Origin of the sequence: Streptomyces sp. NPDC005728 (assembly GCF_040630895.1) — a bacterium.
Lineage (GTDB): Bacteria > Actinomycetota > Actinomycetes > Streptomycetales > Streptomycetaceae > Streptomyces.
In genome coordinates this window covers 17,443-32,150 of the sequence record NZ_JBEXYL010000005.1, presented here as the reverse complement: position 1 = coordinate 32,150, position 14,708 = coordinate 17,443, and the positions used below count along the sequence as shown (strand labels likewise).

Annotated in this window: 12 protein-coding genes; 6 read left to right on the top strand and 6 right to left on the bottom strand. The window is 70.7% G+C overall.

Annotated elements, in window-relative coordinates:
* Nucleotides 1-131 precede the first annotated feature (131 nt).
* The gene (locus ABZ471_RS05675) at nucleotides 132-2,081 is read left to right on the top strand and encodes a CDP-alcohol phosphatidyltransferase (protein WP_359062774.1); all 1,950 of its coding nucleotides are present in this window, start codon (nucleotides 132-134) and stop codon (nucleotides 2,079-2,081) included.
* On the opposite strand, the gene dusB is transcribed toward ABZ471_RS05675, so the two are convergent.
* Nucleotides 2,082-3,212, bottom strand: a complete 1,131-nt coding sequence (gene dusB, locus ABZ471_RS05670) for a tRNA dihydrouridine synthase DusB (protein WP_359062772.1) — start codon at nucleotides 3,210-3,212, stop codon at nucleotides 2,082-2,084. It lies immediately after the preceding gene.
* 144 nt (nucleotides 3,213-3,356) lie between these two features.
* Here dusB and ABZ471_RS05665 point away from each other — a divergent pair, with 144 nt between their 5' ends.
* The gene (locus ABZ471_RS05665) at nucleotides 3,357-4,820 is read left to right on the top strand and encodes an MFS transporter (protein WP_359062770.1); all 1,464 of its coding nucleotides are present in this window, start codon (nucleotides 3,357-3,359) and stop codon (nucleotides 4,818-4,820) included.
* A gap of 57 nt (nucleotides 4,821-4,877) precedes the next feature.
* Here the strand turns inward: ABZ471_RS05665 and ABZ471_RS05660 are convergent, their stop codons facing one another.
* The 3 genes from ABZ471_RS05660 to ABZ471_RS05650 form a co-directional block, all read right to left on the bottom strand.
* Nucleotides 4,878-6,806, bottom strand: a complete 1,929-nt coding sequence (locus ABZ471_RS05660; protein ID WP_359062768.1) for an FG-GAP-like repeat-containing protein — start codon at nucleotides 6,804-6,806, stop codon at nucleotides 4,878-4,880.
* A 266-nt stretch (nucleotides 6,807-7,072) separates the two neighbouring features.
* Nucleotides 7,073-7,609 carry a DUF4232 domain-containing protein gene (locus ABZ471_RS05655; protein WP_359062766.1) on the bottom strand — a complete coding sequence of 179 codons (537 nt, stop codon included), beginning with the start codon at nucleotides 7,607-7,609 and terminating at the stop codon, nucleotides 7,073-7,075.
* A gap of 118 nt (nucleotides 7,610-7,727) precedes the next feature.
* Nucleotides 7,728-8,603, bottom strand: coding sequence for a helix-turn-helix transcriptional regulator (locus ABZ471_RS05650; RefSeq protein WP_359062764.1), 876 nt, complete (start codon nucleotides 8,601-8,603; stop codon nucleotides 7,728-7,730).
* Between the two features lie 101 nt (nucleotides 8,604-8,704).
* Here ABZ471_RS05650 and ABZ471_RS05645 point away from each other — a divergent pair, with 101 nt between their 5' ends.
* The 3 genes from ABZ471_RS05645 (at nucleotide 8,705) to ABZ471_RS05635 (ending at nucleotide 11,694) form a co-directional block, all read left to right on the top strand.
* Entirely contained in the window at nucleotides 8,705-10,132 is a 1,428-nt protein-coding gene (locus ABZ471_RS05645) for an MFS transporter (RefSeq protein WP_359062762.1), read from the top strand.
* A gap of 104 nt (nucleotides 10,133-10,236) precedes the next feature.
* The gene (locus ABZ471_RS05640; RefSeq protein WP_359062760.1) at nucleotides 10,237-10,461 is read left to right on the top strand and encodes a hypothetical protein; all 225 of its coding nucleotides are present in this window, start codon (nucleotides 10,237-10,239) and stop codon (nucleotides 10,459-10,461) included.
* 93 nt (nucleotides 10,462-10,554) lie between these two features.
* Entirely contained in the window at nucleotides 10,555-11,694 is a 1,140-nt protein-coding gene (locus ABZ471_RS05635) for a serine hydrolase domain-containing protein (RefSeq protein WP_359062758.1), read from the top strand.
* Here ABZ471_RS05635 and ABZ471_RS05630 read toward each other — a convergent pair.
* A complete protein-coding gene (locus tag ABZ471_RS05630; RefSeq protein WP_359062757.1) occupies nucleotides 11,684-12,280 on the bottom strand; it encodes a TetR family transcriptional regulator in 597 nt (198 codons plus the stop codon). The two genes, ABZ471_RS05635 and ABZ471_RS05630, sit on opposite strands and share 11 nt — an antisense overlap.
* A gap of 26 nt (nucleotides 12,281-12,306) precedes the next feature.
* Nucleotides 12,307-13,317 (bottom strand): aldo/keto reductase, encoded by a 1,011-nt coding sequence (locus ABZ471_RS05625; RefSeq protein ID WP_359062755.1) that lies wholly within the window; start codon nucleotides 13,315-13,317, stop codon nucleotides 12,307-12,309.
* Nucleotides 13,318-13,501: 184 nt separating this feature from the next.
* On the opposite strand from ABZ471_RS05625, the gene ABZ471_RS05620 reads away from it, so the two are divergent.
* Complete coding sequence (locus tag ABZ471_RS05620; protein ID WP_359062753.1) at nucleotides 13,502-14,554, top strand: chitinase; 1,053 nt, start codon at nucleotides 13,502-13,504, stop codon at nucleotides 14,552-14,554.
* The last annotated feature ends 154 nt before the right edge of the window (nucleotides 14,555-14,708 follow it).

Here is a 14,708-nt window from a genome sequence, read left to right as displayed (position 1 = left end):
CAGTGAACGGCGGACGCGGGCGAGCCGTACGAGATGACGGCGGGCCGGGCGGGTCCAGGAGCGGGCCCGCCCTTGCCTCCCCAGCGTGGCCCGCCGCCTCGTCACGGGTCTCGCACGGAAGGACCTCCGGGTTGCCTCAGCACACGAGCACGCGCCAGTCACCGGGTACGGCCGGGGGGACCGAGGACGTCCTGGAAGAAGTCGAGGCGGCGGTCTCCGAGAAGAGCACCGGCTCTGCGGAACACGCCACGACGGCGGAGGCTCCGGAGCCGGCCACCACCGGGGAGGCTCCCGAACCGGCCACCACCGCGGACGTCCAGGAGCCGGACGCCGAAGAGGCGGCCGCGGCCGACACCGACGAAACCCCCGCACTCTCCGCCTCCCGCCCCACCCGCCTTTCCTGGAGCGCCTGGTCCGCCCGGATGCTCCGATGGCGGGAAGCGCACCCGACCGCCGCCCAGGCCCTCTCCGTCACCCTCACCGTGCTCGCCGCCGTGCTGGTCGTCGTCGCGCTCGTGCTGCCGAACACCGTCGTCGGACTCGGGCCCGCGAAGTTCACGCGGATTCCGGCGGAGGCGGTCATCGGGGCCGCGGTGATGCTGGCGCTGCCGCGCCGGCCGCGGGTGGTGCTGGCCGCGGTGTGCGGGGTCGCGCTGGCCGCGCTGACCGTGCTGAACCTGCTCGACATGGGGTTCAACCAGTACCTCGGCCGCGGCTTCAACCCCGTCCTCGACTGGAGCCTGCTGAGTGACGCGCAGTCGTACCTGGTGGACTCGCTGGGCCGTACGACCACGCTCCTCGCCACGGCCGGGGTGATCGCCCTGGTCCTGCTGCTGTTCGTGCTGCTCGCGCTGTCGACGGTCCGGCTGAGCAACCTGCTCGCCCGGCACACCGGCACCGCGACCCGCGGCACTCTGATCGCCGGCGTCGTCTGGATCACCTGTTCCTCCCTCGGTCTGCAGATATCCGGCGTGCCGATCGCCTCCGACCGCGCCACCAGCGCGCTGCAGTGGCAGGCCCGGCAGATGCGGAACACCCTGCGGGACGAGGCCGCGTTCAAGAAGGTGGCCAAGGTGGACGCCTTCGGCAACACGCCCGGCTCCCAGCTCGTGCCCGACCTGCGCGGCAAGGACATGATCTTCACGTTCATCGAGAGCTACGGCCGTAGTGCCGTGGAGGACCCGATCATGGCGCCCGGCGTCGACAAGACCCTGGACGAGCGCACCCAGGCGCTGGAGAAGGCCGGCTACCACGCCAGGAGCGGCTGGCTGACCTCGGCGACCTACGGCGGCAGCAGCTGGCTCGGCCACTCCACCACCATGTCGGGGCTGTGGGTCAACAACCAGCAGCGCTACCGCACCGTCATGGCGAGCGACCACCTCAGCCTCACCAAGGCGTTCAAGAAGACCGGGGCCTGGGACACGGTCGGCGTGATGCCGGGTGTGCAGAAGGGGTGGCCGGAGCAGAGCTTCTACGGCCTGGACCAGGTCTACAACGCCTTCGAACTCGGCTACAAGGGACCGAAGTTCAGCTGGTCGACCATGCCGGACCAGTACGCGCTGGAGCAGTTCCAGCAGCGGGTGCACGGCAGGAAGCACGACAAGCCGATGATGTCGGAGATCATCCTGACCTCCAGCCACCAGCCCTGGGCGCCGATCCCGAAGATGGTCGGCTGGGACCAGCTGGGTGACGGCTCGATCTTCAAGGGCATCCAGGCGGAGGGCAACAAGCCGGCTGACGTCATCGCCGACACCACCAAGTCCCGCCAGGAGTACGGCAAGTCGATCCAGTACTCGGTGACCGCGCTGACCGAGTGGCTGGAGCGCTACGGCACCGACGACACGGTGCTCGTCTTCCTCGGCGACCACCAGCCGATCGCCCGCGTCAGTGGCAATCACGCCAGCCGTGACGTACCGATCTCGATCGTCGCCAAGGACCCGAAGGTCCTCGACCGGATCGCCGGCTGGGGGTGGACGGACGGCCTGCGTCCCGCGCACAACGCGCCGGTGTGGAAGATGAGCGCGTTCCGGGACCGCTTCCTGACGGCGTACGGGTCCACCCCGCACCCGAAGAAGGGCTGATCAGCCGCCGGAGGTGTCCAGCTCCGCGTCCTCGCCGATGCCCGCGCAGTCGTAGGGGTCCTTCAGCCAGCCGTCCGGCAGCACCACCCGGTTGTTGCCGGACGTACGGCCGCGCGGACCGTCGGCGCCGGCCGGCCAGGCCTGGTCGAGGTCCAGCTCGTCGAGACCGGCGCGGAGTTCCTCGAGCGAGGACGTGATCGCGAGCCGCTTGCGCATCTCGGAGCCGACCGCGAAGCCCTTGAGGTACCAGGCGACGTGCTTGCGGAAGTCGATGACGCCCCGCGACTCGTCGCCGATCCACTCGCCGAGGAGGGTGGCGTGGCGGACCATGACGTCGGCGGCCTCGCGGAGGGTGGGCCTCCGGAAGTCCTCACGGCCTTCGAAGGCCGCCACCAGGTCCGCGAACAGCCACGGACGGCCCAGGCAGCCGCGGCCCACGACCACCCCGTCGCATCCGGTCTCCCGCACCATCCGCAGCGCGTCCTCGGCCGACCAGATGTCGCCGTTGCCGAGCACCGGGATCTCCGGGACGTGCTCCTTCAGACGGGCGATGGCTTCCCAGTCGGCGGTGCCGCCGTAGTGCTGGGCGGCCGTGCGACCGTGCAGCGCGATCGCCGTGACGCCCTCCTCGACGGCGATGCGGCCGGCGTCGAGGTAGGTGATGTGGTCGTCGTCGATGCCCTTGCGCATCTTCATGGTCACCGGGAGGTCGCCGGCGCCGGAGACCGCCTCGCGCAGGATGGCCCGCAGCAGGTTGCGCTTGTAGGGCAGGGCGGAGCCGCCGCCCTTCCTCGTCACCTTGGGGACGGGACAGCCGAAGTTCAGGTCGATGTGGTCGGCGAGGCCCTCCTCCGCGATCATGCGGACGGCCTTGCCGACGGTCGCCGGGTCGACGCCGTACAGCTGGATCGAGCGCGGCGTCTCGGTCGCGTCGAAGTGGATCAGCTGCATGGTCTTCTCGTTGCGCTCGACCAGCGCCCGGGTCGTGATCATCTCGCTCACGAACAGGCCCTTGCCGCCGCTGAACTCCCGGCACAGGGTGCGGAAGGGCGCGTTGGTGATCCCCGCCATGGGTGCGAGCACGACGGGCGGCACCACGGCGTGCGGGCCGATGGAGAGCGGGTGGGTCATCGCGGGACTCCGGGACGGATGTACGGCACAGGGCAAGCACCCATTGTCCCTCACTCCCGCGACAGCTCGGCGCAGTACCGTCACCATGAACATGTAACGCTCATTAGTTAGACGCACTATTGAAATCGACGTACGATGAGACCCATGCCCGAGCTGAGCCACCCCCGACGCCTGCTCGTGCTGGCGATCTGCTGCATGAGCCTGCTCATCGTGAGCCTCGACAACACCGTCCTGAACGTGGCGCTGCCCTCGATGCAGCGCGACCTGCACGCCACCACCTCCGGCCTGCAGTGGACGATCGACGCCTACACGCTGGTGCTGGCCTCGCTGCTGATGCTCGCGGGCTCCACGGCCGACCGTCTGGGACGCCGGAAGGTCTTCATAGCGGGCCTGGTCGTCTTCTCGATCGGCTCGCTGCTGTGCTCGCTCGCGCCGAACCTGGAGCTGCTGGTCGTCTTCCGCATGGTCCAGGCGGTAGGCGGCTCGATGCTCAACCCGGTCGCCATGTCGATCATCACCAACACCTTCACCGACGTGCGCGAGCGCGCCCGCGCGATCGGCGTGTGGGGCGCGGTGGTCGGCATCTCCATGGCGGCCGGACCGCTGGTCGGCGGCCTGCTGGTGGAGTCGGTCGGCTGGCGCTCGATCTTCTGGATCAACCTCCCGGTCGGCCTCGCGGCCGTGCTGCTCACCCTGCGCTTCGTCCCCGAGTCCCGCGCGCCGCGGGCCCGCCGCCCCGACCCGGTCGGCCAGGTGCTGGTGATCGCCCTGTTCGGCTCGCTGACGTACGCGATCATCGAGGCGCCGGACTCGGGCCCCGGCACGGTGCTGCCCTTCGCCGTGGTGGCCTGCGCCGCCCTGCTGGGGCTGGTCCGCTACGAGCTTCGGCGCGACGACCCCCTGATCGACCTGCGCTTCTTCCGTTCCGCGCCACTCAGCGGCGCGACCCTGATAGCGATCAGCGCGTTCGGGGCGCTGGGCGGCTTCCTGTTCCTGTCCACGCTGTACCTGCAGAACGTGCGCGGCCTCGACGCGCTGCACGCGGGCCTGTGGATGTTGCCGCTGGCCGCGCCGACGTTCCTGTGCGCGCCGCTGTCCGGACGGCTGGTGGGCAGCCGGGGGCCGCGGCTCCCCCTGCTGGTGGCCGGCACCGCGATGACCGCGAGCGGGGCCCTGTTCGCCGCCTTCGAGGCAGAGACCTCGAACGCCATGCTGTTCGCCGGGTACGTGCTGTTCGGCATCGGCTTCGGCTTCGTCAACGCGCCGATCACGAACACGGCGGTGTCGGGGATGCCGCGGGCTCAGGCCGGGGTCGCGGCCGCGGTCGCCTCCACGAGCAGGCAGCTGGGGCAGACCCTCGGCGTCGCGGTGGTCGGTGCCGTCCTGACGTCCGGCATCGGTTCGTCCTCGTACCGGGACGCCTTCGTGTCGGCGGCCGGCCCCGGCTGGTGGATCCTCACCGCCTGCGGCCTGGCCGTCCTCACTCTGGGCCTGCTCACGAGCGGCCGCTGGGCGCGCCGTACGGCCGAACGCGCGGCGGAGCGGCTGGAGACGGCGGAGGTGCGTCAGACAGTCGGGGTCGCCGGGCGGGGGCAGCCGCAGACATGATGCCCCCGGCACGGTCGCGTGCCGAGGGCATCGGGTGCAGGGCCGTGGTCCCCGGGCTCAGCCTGCGTGAACCAGGGTCTCCTCGCTGCCGAGGTGGGCGGCGCGCGTGTCCATGTACATGGTGGTCTCGCCGTCGGACCAGCGGATGACGAGGTCGTCGGTGCGGCCGTTTCCGGTGAAGTCGCCGGTCGTCATGACCGTGTCGTGCTTCCAGAGCCCGTTGGGGTTCAGGATGCGCTGCTCGGTGCCGAGGCCGGACGTGGTGGTGCCGACGTAGTTGTCGAGCTCGCCGTCGGTCCAGCGCACCATGAGGTCCCACTTCGCGTTGCCGGAGTACTCGCCGGCGGTGAGGAGTGTGGCGTCCTTCCAGGTGCCGTTGGGCTTCTTGAGCTGGTGCTCCTGGCCGAACGTACCGGCGCTGACCCCGGTGTAGAGGGTCAGTTCACCGTCGCTCCAGCGCACGATCAGGTCGGTGACGTACGTCGAGGCGTTGAACCGGCCCGCGGCGATCTGGACCGCGTCCTTCCAGGTCTCGTTGGGCTTGATCATCTGGGTGCCGGCCCCGTTGAGGCCCTTGCTGCCGACGTCCCCGTACAGCGTCACCTCGCCGTCCACCCAGCGGACCATCAGATCGAACTGGTTCGAGCCGGTGAAGTCGCCGGCGGTGATGGTCTTGGCGTCCTTCCAGGTGGAGTTCTTGGGGAGCAGTTGCCGCTCGCTGGTGAAGTGGCCGCTTCCGTCGCTGTTGTACTGCGTGACCTCGCCGTCGGACCACACCACGACCATGTCGCTGTGGCCCTTGCCGTTGAAGTCACCCGACGCCATCAGGTTGACGTGCTTCCAGGTCGGGCCCGATCCCATGGTGTAGGGCAACTGCGGCTGCGCGTAGGCGCCGTAATCGGGAATGTCGATGCCCTTCTGGGCATCGGCGTAGAGCCGGAAGAAGCGGTCACCGTGCAGCGGGCTGTACGTGATCTCGTTGTACCGCGGATCCGACCCGGACACATCCGGTCCGCCCTGGTTGAAGCCGCCCACATTGCCGATGATCGTGCCGGTGTCGCCGGAGGCGTCCATCTTGGAGAAGAACGGGCCGCCGGAGACCCCGCCCCACATGCCGGCGCAGAAGATCTGCATCTGGTAGTAGCCCGACAGCGCGGTGGTGTAGATGTTGGGGCAGCGGACCGGGGTGTCCTGCGGGTTGTGCGCGATCCCGGGGTGGCCGATGACGGTCACCTTGTTGGCATAGCCGGGCGTGCGGGCCAGGGTGTTGGCGCCCACGAGGTCCTGGACGTTCTTACCGCCGTTCGGCTTCAGCCTCGCGAAGGCGTAGTCCAGGTCGGAGGACTTCTCCTTCTCCCACGTCGCCCTCTTGTCACGGAACCACTTGTCGACCGCCCAGACCCCGTTCGGCTGCTGCGCAGCGGTCTTGGTGTGGTCGTACATGGGCACGAACATGGACTTCGAGCCGATGCAGTGCGCCGCGGTGAGGATCAGGTTGTGCCCCCCGCTGCGCACCACACTTGCCGTGCAGCGGTGGCCCTTTATGCCCTTGTTCGTGCTGAAGATCGTGCCGACGGACTTGATGCCCTTGAAGTGCTGGGAGGTGATGCCGCTCGCCGAGTGCTGCTGCCCCAGCGACGTCAGGCCCTTCGGCGGGACCGTACCGCCCGCGGGGTCGGTGGCCGCGGCCACGCGCTCGGGAGTCCAGAAGCGCATGGCGGCCTCGGACGTCCAGTTGTCGTCGGGCGCCGGCACCTGGGTGTCCGCAGCTGACGGTCTCGCCGAGGGGTCGGCCGAGAGGGCGGGCGTGGGACTGGCCGGCGGCTTCGGTGCGGGGCTGTTGCTCTGCGGGAGTCCCGACGCGGTCGGCGCGGGTCCGCCGGGGGCAGGGGTCGCGGTGCCGGCCTGGGCCGCTGCGACGTTGCCCAGCAGCACCACGGCGCTCAGCGCCGCGACAGCCCCGAGACGTATTCGTGTATCGAGCAATTCAGATTTCTCCAAGAGGCAGGCCGGACGGCACGAGGCCCCCAAGGGCAGGCTCCTGCCACCCGACGGCAGACGAGCCACTGCTGAGGAGTCCGACGCGTGATCTTCCGCCGTCGGCCTGCGCGCGCTCACAGCGCACGACAGCGCACCCTCGATGTTTCCCCCGTGCCGCCGTACGGCGGCTGTCAACCGACCGTGGTCAGCGGTCGCATCCGTCATGATCGCACGGCCGGTGTGCGAACGCGCACCGCTGATTCACGTGTGTCTCAGTGCAGTTGGGGTGCTCCCAGTTTCGGGTCGTCGGCGCCGCACACCTGCGCCCGCACATGCTTCCCCTTCGCGTCGGTCAGCTGCAGGCGGGAGCCGTAGTCTTCCCGGGCGCGGTGCGGTGGCGTCACGAAGACGCTGGGGTCGTACTCGGCCGCGATCTCACAGTCCCCGGGCGGAGAGCCGATCGGGTCGTAGAAGACCGGGAACTCGATGCTGTGGCCGGGGTTCAGCTCCAGGTGGACCGGCGTGGACGTCTTCGGCTTCGAAAAGGCTTCCGCCCCCTTGCCGACCCGGAAATCGAGCTCGGGATAGCCGTCGAAGGCACAGGACTTCGATCCCTTGTGCGTGGCGCTGAGCGTAGCGGCCGGTGTGTGGTGCGGTTTGCCCGGGAGAAGGGTCATCTTCCAGCTCAGCTCGGGCGTTCCGCACGAGGCGATCCGGGTGTCCGAGGAACTGTCGGCCTGGCCGCAGGCCGTGGCGCCCAGCAGCAGCACCAGGCCGAGCGCGGAGACCGCCACTGTCCGCCTTGACATGAAATCTCCCCCTGGGTGAAGCCACTCCTGCGGCGCCGAGTGCCACCGCTCCGCCATACCGCACAGCTAGATGCAGGCAGGCACGGCGAGGTTCCACAGGAGGAGACCGGCGAGATGATCAGCTCGCTCGCGCGATCTCGTACAGCTTCTCCAGACGCCGCCTGGTCTCCTCGTTCTTCGGCGTGTAGGTGACCATCCGGGCGCCCGGCCCAGGGTTCAGCCACAAGTCCGTGTGCTCCAGGGTCAGATGGCCCACGTACGGGTTGAGGAACTCCTTGATCTTGGTGCGGCTGCCCACCACCTCGTAGCGCTCCCAGTTCTCGCGGAACTCCGGGGACTCCGTCTCCAGGCGCTTGAGGAGCATCTTCCAGGCGGGCTCGCCGAGGTGGCCGGCCATGGAGGCGCGCAGCCGGGCGGCCATCAGACGCTGGGTGTCCTCCAGGTGCACGATGGCCGCGCGCCAGTCGCTGTCGGTGTACACGAGGAGCATGCAGTTGCGGTCCTCCGGCGGGACCGCGTCCAGGTCGCCCAGGAGGCGGGCGTAGGTGCGGTTGTAGGCGAGGATGTCGTACCGGCTGTTCTGGATGCAGGCCGGGACGGGCTCCAGTTGGCGCAGCAGCTCGCGCTGGGCCTCGGTGACGCCCGAGCAGCTCGCGGCCGGTGTCGGATCGGTGGCCCCGGCCAGCTGGAAGAGGTGGGCGCGCTCGCTGGCGTCCAGCATCAGCGTGCGGGCCAGGGCGTCCACGACCTGGACGGAGACCTGGATGTTCCGGGCCTGCTCGAGCCAGGTGTACCAGGTGACGCCGACCGCGGAGAGCTGGGCGACCTCCTCCCGGCGCAGGCCCGGGGTGCGGCGCCGGACGCCGCGCTCCAGCCCCACCTGCTCGGGCGCGATCCGTTCGCGCCGGCTGCGCAGGAAGGCAGCCAGCTCGTGCCGCCGAATCTCCGAGCCTCGCATCGCCGGGGCGGCGGTCTCCTGGGCCATGATGCTCATGCGTCCAGGGTGCCGCCCGGCGGAGGGTGTTTCCAGGTGGTTCTTGTACCAGGACAAGAAGACTCTGGTACCAGTCTGAGGGCGGACGCAGGCTCGGAGGCATGACCGAGACCGTCACCACTTCCGCCGTCCGTGCCCGGACGGCTTCGCCCGTGCTGAGTGGGCCGGGGCTGTTCACCGTTCTGCTGGCCGCGGCGCTGCCGCTGGTCGACTTCTTCATCGTCAATGTCGCCCTGCCCGCCATCGGTGCCGATCTCGCCACCGGTGAGTCCGTTCTCGAATTGGTCGTGGCCGGGTACGGGGTCGCGTACGCCGTGCTCCTCGTGCTCGGCGGGCGGCTCGGGGACCTGTTCGGGCGGCGGCGGCTGTTCCTCGGCGGTATGGCCGCCTTCGGACTGACCTCGCTGGCCTGCGGGCTGGCGCCGGGTGCCTGGAGCCTCGTCGCGGCGCGGGTCGCGCAGGGGGCGTCGGCCGCGGCCATGCTGCCGCAGGTGCTCGCCACCATCCAGGCCGCCACGAGCGGCGGCCGCCGGGCCCGGGCCATGAGCCTGTACGGCGCCACGGCCGGACTGGCCATGGTGGCCGGGCAGATTCTGGGCGGGGTGCTGGTCGCCGCCGACCTCGCCGGGACCGGGTGGCGGGCGATCTTCCTCGTCAATGTGCCGGTCGTGCTGGTGGGGCTGGTGCTCGCCGTGCGGTTCGTGCCGGAGACCCGGTCGCAGCACCCGGAGCCGGTCGACGTGCCCGGCACCGTGCTGCTCGCGGTGTCCCTGCTGACGCTGCTCGTCCCGCTGACCGAGGGCCGGGCGGCGGGCTGGCCGCTGTGGACGTGGCTGTCGCTCGCCGCGTTCCCGCTCGCCGCGGCCGCGTTCTACGCGGTGGAGCGGCGGGCGGACCGGCAGGGACGAACCCCGCTGCTGCCGCCGAGCCTGTTCGCGCTGGCGTCCCTGCGGCGCGGGCTGGTGCTGATGCTGCCGTTCTCGATCGGCTTCAGCGGGTTCATGTTCGTCATCGCGCTGGCCCTCCAGCAGGGGGCCGGACTCGGACCGGTGCAGGCGGGGCTCGCGCTCGCGCCGATGGCCGTGGCGTTCCTGTTCGTCTCCCTGGCCGGCCCGCGGCTCATCGCCCGGTACGGCACCCGGGTGGTCACGGCCGGCTCCGTCGTGCAGGGCGTGGGCGTGCTGCTGATCGTCCTCGCCGTCTGGCGCGACTGGCCGCATCTGGGCTTCGTCTCGCTGCTGCCGGGCGCGGCCGTCGCCGGGGCCGGGCAGGCGCTCCAGCTCCCCAACGTGTTCAGGATCGTGCTGTCCGAGGTGCCGGCGGCCCGGGCGGGCGTCGGCAGCGGTGTGATGGTCACCACCCAGCAGTCCGCTCTGGCGCTGGGCGTGGCCACCCTCGGCACCCTCTTCCTCACCCTCGTACCGCATCACGGCATGCGGGACGCGCTGGTCATCACCCTGCTGGTACAGCTGGCCGGGATCGCCCTGACCGGCCTGCTCAGCCTGCGGCTGCCCCGCACGGATGGCTGAGCCCAGGGCACAGCTTGGACAACTCGCCGTGAATGACCCCCTCTTGATGTTGAACCTGCTGCACACTCCTTGCCGTCGAGGTGTGCCGGACGCGGGGAGGCGTCATGCCGCAGGACAACAGCACGAGCAAGGTCAGCCGCTGGGACCAGCACGGCCGAGAGCACGTGGTCCGGGTGCAGCGCACGGGTGTGCAGCGCACGATCAGATGCGACACCTGCGGCTGGCGCAAGGGCGCACAGTTCCTGCCCTGGCTGAAGGCGGAGGAGCACCTGGCCGAGGCCCATCAGGCGACGGTGGACCCGGCGGCCGACCGGCAGCCGTCGCGCTGAGCGGTCCGGCGTCCGCCGGGTGCCGGCGATGAGTTCCGCCGACGGCAGGAGTCGTAGGCAGGACCACGACGGCTGACCGGAGGACCGAGGACCATGACCGCACTGCACGACACCCTGATCCGGTACGTGGACGACGGGACGGTGCCCGGCGCGGTGGCCCTGGTCGCCCGCGGGGACGACGTCGAGGCGGTGGCCGTCGGCCACGCGGATGCCGGCGGCTCGGCCCCGATGGCCCGGGACTCGCTCTTCCGGATCGCCTCGATCACCAAGCCGGTGACCGCGGCGGCGGTGCTGATGCTGGTGGAGGACGGCCGGATCGGCCTCGACGACCCGGTGGACGAGTGGCTGCCGGAGCTGGCGAAGCCGATGGTGGTCCGCACGCCGGGCGGTCCGCTGGACGACCTGGTGCCGGCGGCCCGCCCGATCACGGTCGAGGACCTGCTCAGCTCGCGTGCCGGCTGGGGCTTCCCGTCGGACTTCTCCCTCCCGGCGGTCCAGGCGCTGTTCGAGGTGCAGAAGGACGGCCGCGCCCCGCAGGAGTACCCGGAGCCCGACGTGTGGCTGCGGGCACTGGCGCGGGTGCCGCTGCTGTACCAGCCGGGCGAGGCGTGGCTGTACCAGACCTGCTCGGACCTGCAGGGCGTCCTGGTGGCGCGGGCGTCGGGACGTACGCTCCCGGAGTTCCTGGCGGAGCGCGTCTGCGCACCGCTGGGCATGACGGACACGGCGTTCGAGGTGCCGGCGGAGAAGCAGGACCGGTTCACCACCTCCTACCGGCCCGGCGCCGGCCACGCCCTGGAGGTCGCGGACACCCCGGACGGCGCGTGGAGCCGGATCCCCGCCTTCCCGTCCGGCGGCGGGGGCCTCGTCTCGACGGCCGACGACTACCTGGCCTTCGCCCGTATGCTGCTGGCCGCCGGTGAAGGCAACGGCCGGCGCCTGCTGTCGCCCACCTCGGTGAGCCGGATGACCGGCAACCACCTCAGCGCCCGCCAGCGGGAGATGAGCCGTCTCTTCCTGGAGGGCCAGGGCTGGGGGTACGGGGGCCAGGTCGACGTCACTCCTGCCGAGCCCTGGAACGTGCCCGGCCGCTACGGCTGGGTCGGCGGCACCGGCACCACGGCCCACCTCGTCCCGGCGACCGGCACGGTGACGATCCTGCTCACGCAGGTCGCCATGACCGATCCGGCGCCGACCCCGCTGATGCGGGACTTCTGGCGGGTCACCGTGTAGGCGAGCCGAGCCCCCGTACCAGCAGGTCCACGACCGCCTCGAACTCCTCCTGGATGCCGGGCCGCTGCCACTCCCGGGCGTAGCAGGGGTCGTGGAAGCGGCCGGTGGCCTGGAAGACGGCGCGGGCGGCGGCGGCCGGGTCGGGTGCGGTGAAGGCACCCGAGCCGGTGCCCGCCTCGATGATCCGCGTCAGCTGTGCGGTCAGATCGGCGAGGTGCTCGCCGACCGCCGTGCCGCTCTCGTCGGTCAGCACCGTGTAGGTGGCGAACAGCTCGGGGTCGTCGCCCGCCTTGTGTCGCTTGGCCTCGAACAGGGCCGCCAGCCAGGCCCGCAGCCGCTCCTCGGGGGTGCCGTCCCCGGCGACGATGACGGCGAGTTTCTCCGCCGTCCGGTCCAGCCACCGCTTGGTGACCGCCTCGCGCAGCGCCGCCTTGGTGCGGAAGTGCCGGTAGACGCTGCCGTGGCTGACGCCGAGCGCGCGGGCCACGTCGACCACGGTGGCCTTGGCCGGGCCGTGGCGGCGCAACACCTCCTCGGTCGCTTCGAGGATGCGCTCGGCGGTCAGGGTCTCGGTGGGCGGTGCCATGCCCTAGACCGTACCCGGCGTCATGGTCAGCGCTCGCTGTCGAGGTGGGCCATCGCAGCGGCCGGATAGCGGTCGCCGGCCGCGGCGTCCGCCGGCACGGCCTGCTCGATCGCTGCCAGGTCGGCCGCGTCCAGGGTCACGTCCAGCGCGCCCAGCGACTCGCTCAGCCGCTCGCGGGTGCGCGCGCCGATGAGCGGCACGATGTCCTCGCCGCGGGAGAGCACCCAGGCGATGGCGATCTGCGCGACGCTGACGCCCTTCTCCTCGGCGATCTTGCGGAGCGCGTCGACGAGGTCGAGGTTGCGCTGGAGGTTGTCGCCCTGGAAGCGGGGCGTGTAGGCGCGGAAGTCGTTCGCGGCGAGCTGCCGGTCGCGGGCGAAGTGCCCGGAGATCAGGCCGCGGGAGAGGACTCCGTACGCGGTGACGGAGATGCCCAGCTCGCGGGTGGTCGGCAGGATCGACTCCTCGATGCCGCGCGAGATGAGCGAGTACTCGATCTGCAGGTCCGCGATCGGCGCGACGGCGGCGGCCCGCCGGATGGTCTCGGCGCCGACCTCGCTCAGGCCGACGTGCCGGACGTACCCCTTCTCGATCAGTTCGGCGATCGCGCCGACGGTCTCCTCGACCGGCACGTCCGGGTCGAGGCGGGCGATCCGGTAGACGTCGATGTGGTCGACGCCGAGGCGCTGCAGGGAGTAGGCGGCGAAGTTCTTCACGGCGGCGGGGCGGCCGTCGTAGCCGGTCCAGCCGCCGTCGGGGTCGCGCAGGGCGCCGAACTTCACGCTGACCAGCGCCTGTTCGCGGCGGGCGGAGGGCACGGCGCGCAGGGCCTCGCCGATCAGCATCTCGTTGTGGCCCATGGCGTAGAAGTCGCCGGTGTCCAGCAGGGTCACGCCCGCTTCCAGGGCGGCGTGGATGGTCGCGACGGACTCCGCGCGGTCGGCGTCGCCGTACAGCGCGGACATGCCCATGCAGCCGAGGCCGAGGGCGGAGACCTGGGGGCCGGTGGTTCCGAGGGTTCGGGTTCGCATCGTCATGTCCTTCACCCTGCCACAAACAGCTGACAGATTTCAATATCTGTCATTCCATAGTTGTCAGCCACTCCTTTCGTCACCGGTTGGTCCAGACCTATTGACGAGAGGTCTGGACCACATGCACTGTCATGGCAACCGCACTGTCATGCCTACGACACCTCACCGCACCCCCACCGGGAGGCTCCGCATGCTCCGCCGCACGCTCAGGCTGCTCACCGCCGCGCTCACCACGGCCGTCCTCGCCCCGCTCGCCCTCGCCGCCGCCCCCACCGCCTCGGCCGCCGACACCTGCGCCGTGAAGTCACGGCCGGCCGGCAAGGTGCTCCAGGGCTACTGGGAGAACTGGGACGGCTCGGCCAACGGCGTCCACCCGCCCTTCGGCTGGACCCCCATCACCGACTCCCGCATCGCCGCGCACGGCTACAACGTGATCAACGCGGCCTTCCCGGTCATCCGCTCGGACGGCACGGCGCTGTGGGAGGACGGCATGGACAGCGGCGTGAAGGTGGCCACGCCCGCCGAGATGTGCGCGGCCAAGGCGTCCGGCCAGACGATCCTGCTGTCCATCGGCGGCGCGGCGGCCGGCATCGACCTCTCCTCCAGCACGGTCGCCGACCGCTTCGTGGCGACCATCGTCCCGATCCTGAAGAAGTACAACTTCGACGGCATCGACATCGACATCGAGACGGGCCTGGTCGGCAGCGGCACCATCGGCCAACTCTCCGCGTCCCAGGCCAACCTGATCCGCATCATCGACGGCATCCTCGCCCGGATGCCGTCCAACTTCGGCCTCACGATGGCCCCGGAGACCGCGTACGTCACCGGCGGCAGCATCACCTACGGCTCGATCTGGGGCGCGTACCTGCCGATCATCAAGAAGTACGCGGACAACGGCCGGCTGTGGTGGCTGAACATGCAGTACTACAACGGCAGCATGTACGGATGTTCCGGCGACTCCTACGCGGCGGGCACCGTCGCCGGCTTCACCGCCCAAACCGACTGCCTGAACAAGGGCCTGGTGGTGCAGGGCACGACCGTCAAGGTCCCCTACGACAAGCAGGTACCCGGGCTGCCGGCCCAGTCGGGCGCGGGCGGCGGCTACATGTCCCCGTCCCTGGTCTCCCAGGCCTGGAAGCACTACGGCAGCTCGCTCAAGGGCCTGATGACCTGGTCGATCAACTGGGACGGCTCGAAGAACTGGAGCTTCGGCGACAACGTCAAGGCACTGCAGGGCCGTTGAACCGTCGCCCCCCGAGCGGGATCCCCGGGCTGTGACCGGCAGCCCGGGGAGAGGCCGCTCCGTTGGACACGGTTCGGCGGGGCTCGGAGAATGGGAAGGGCCGGCGAGCAGTCTCACAGGCGGCGCCTGCCGTCGGCCCTGCGGTGCACTCGCG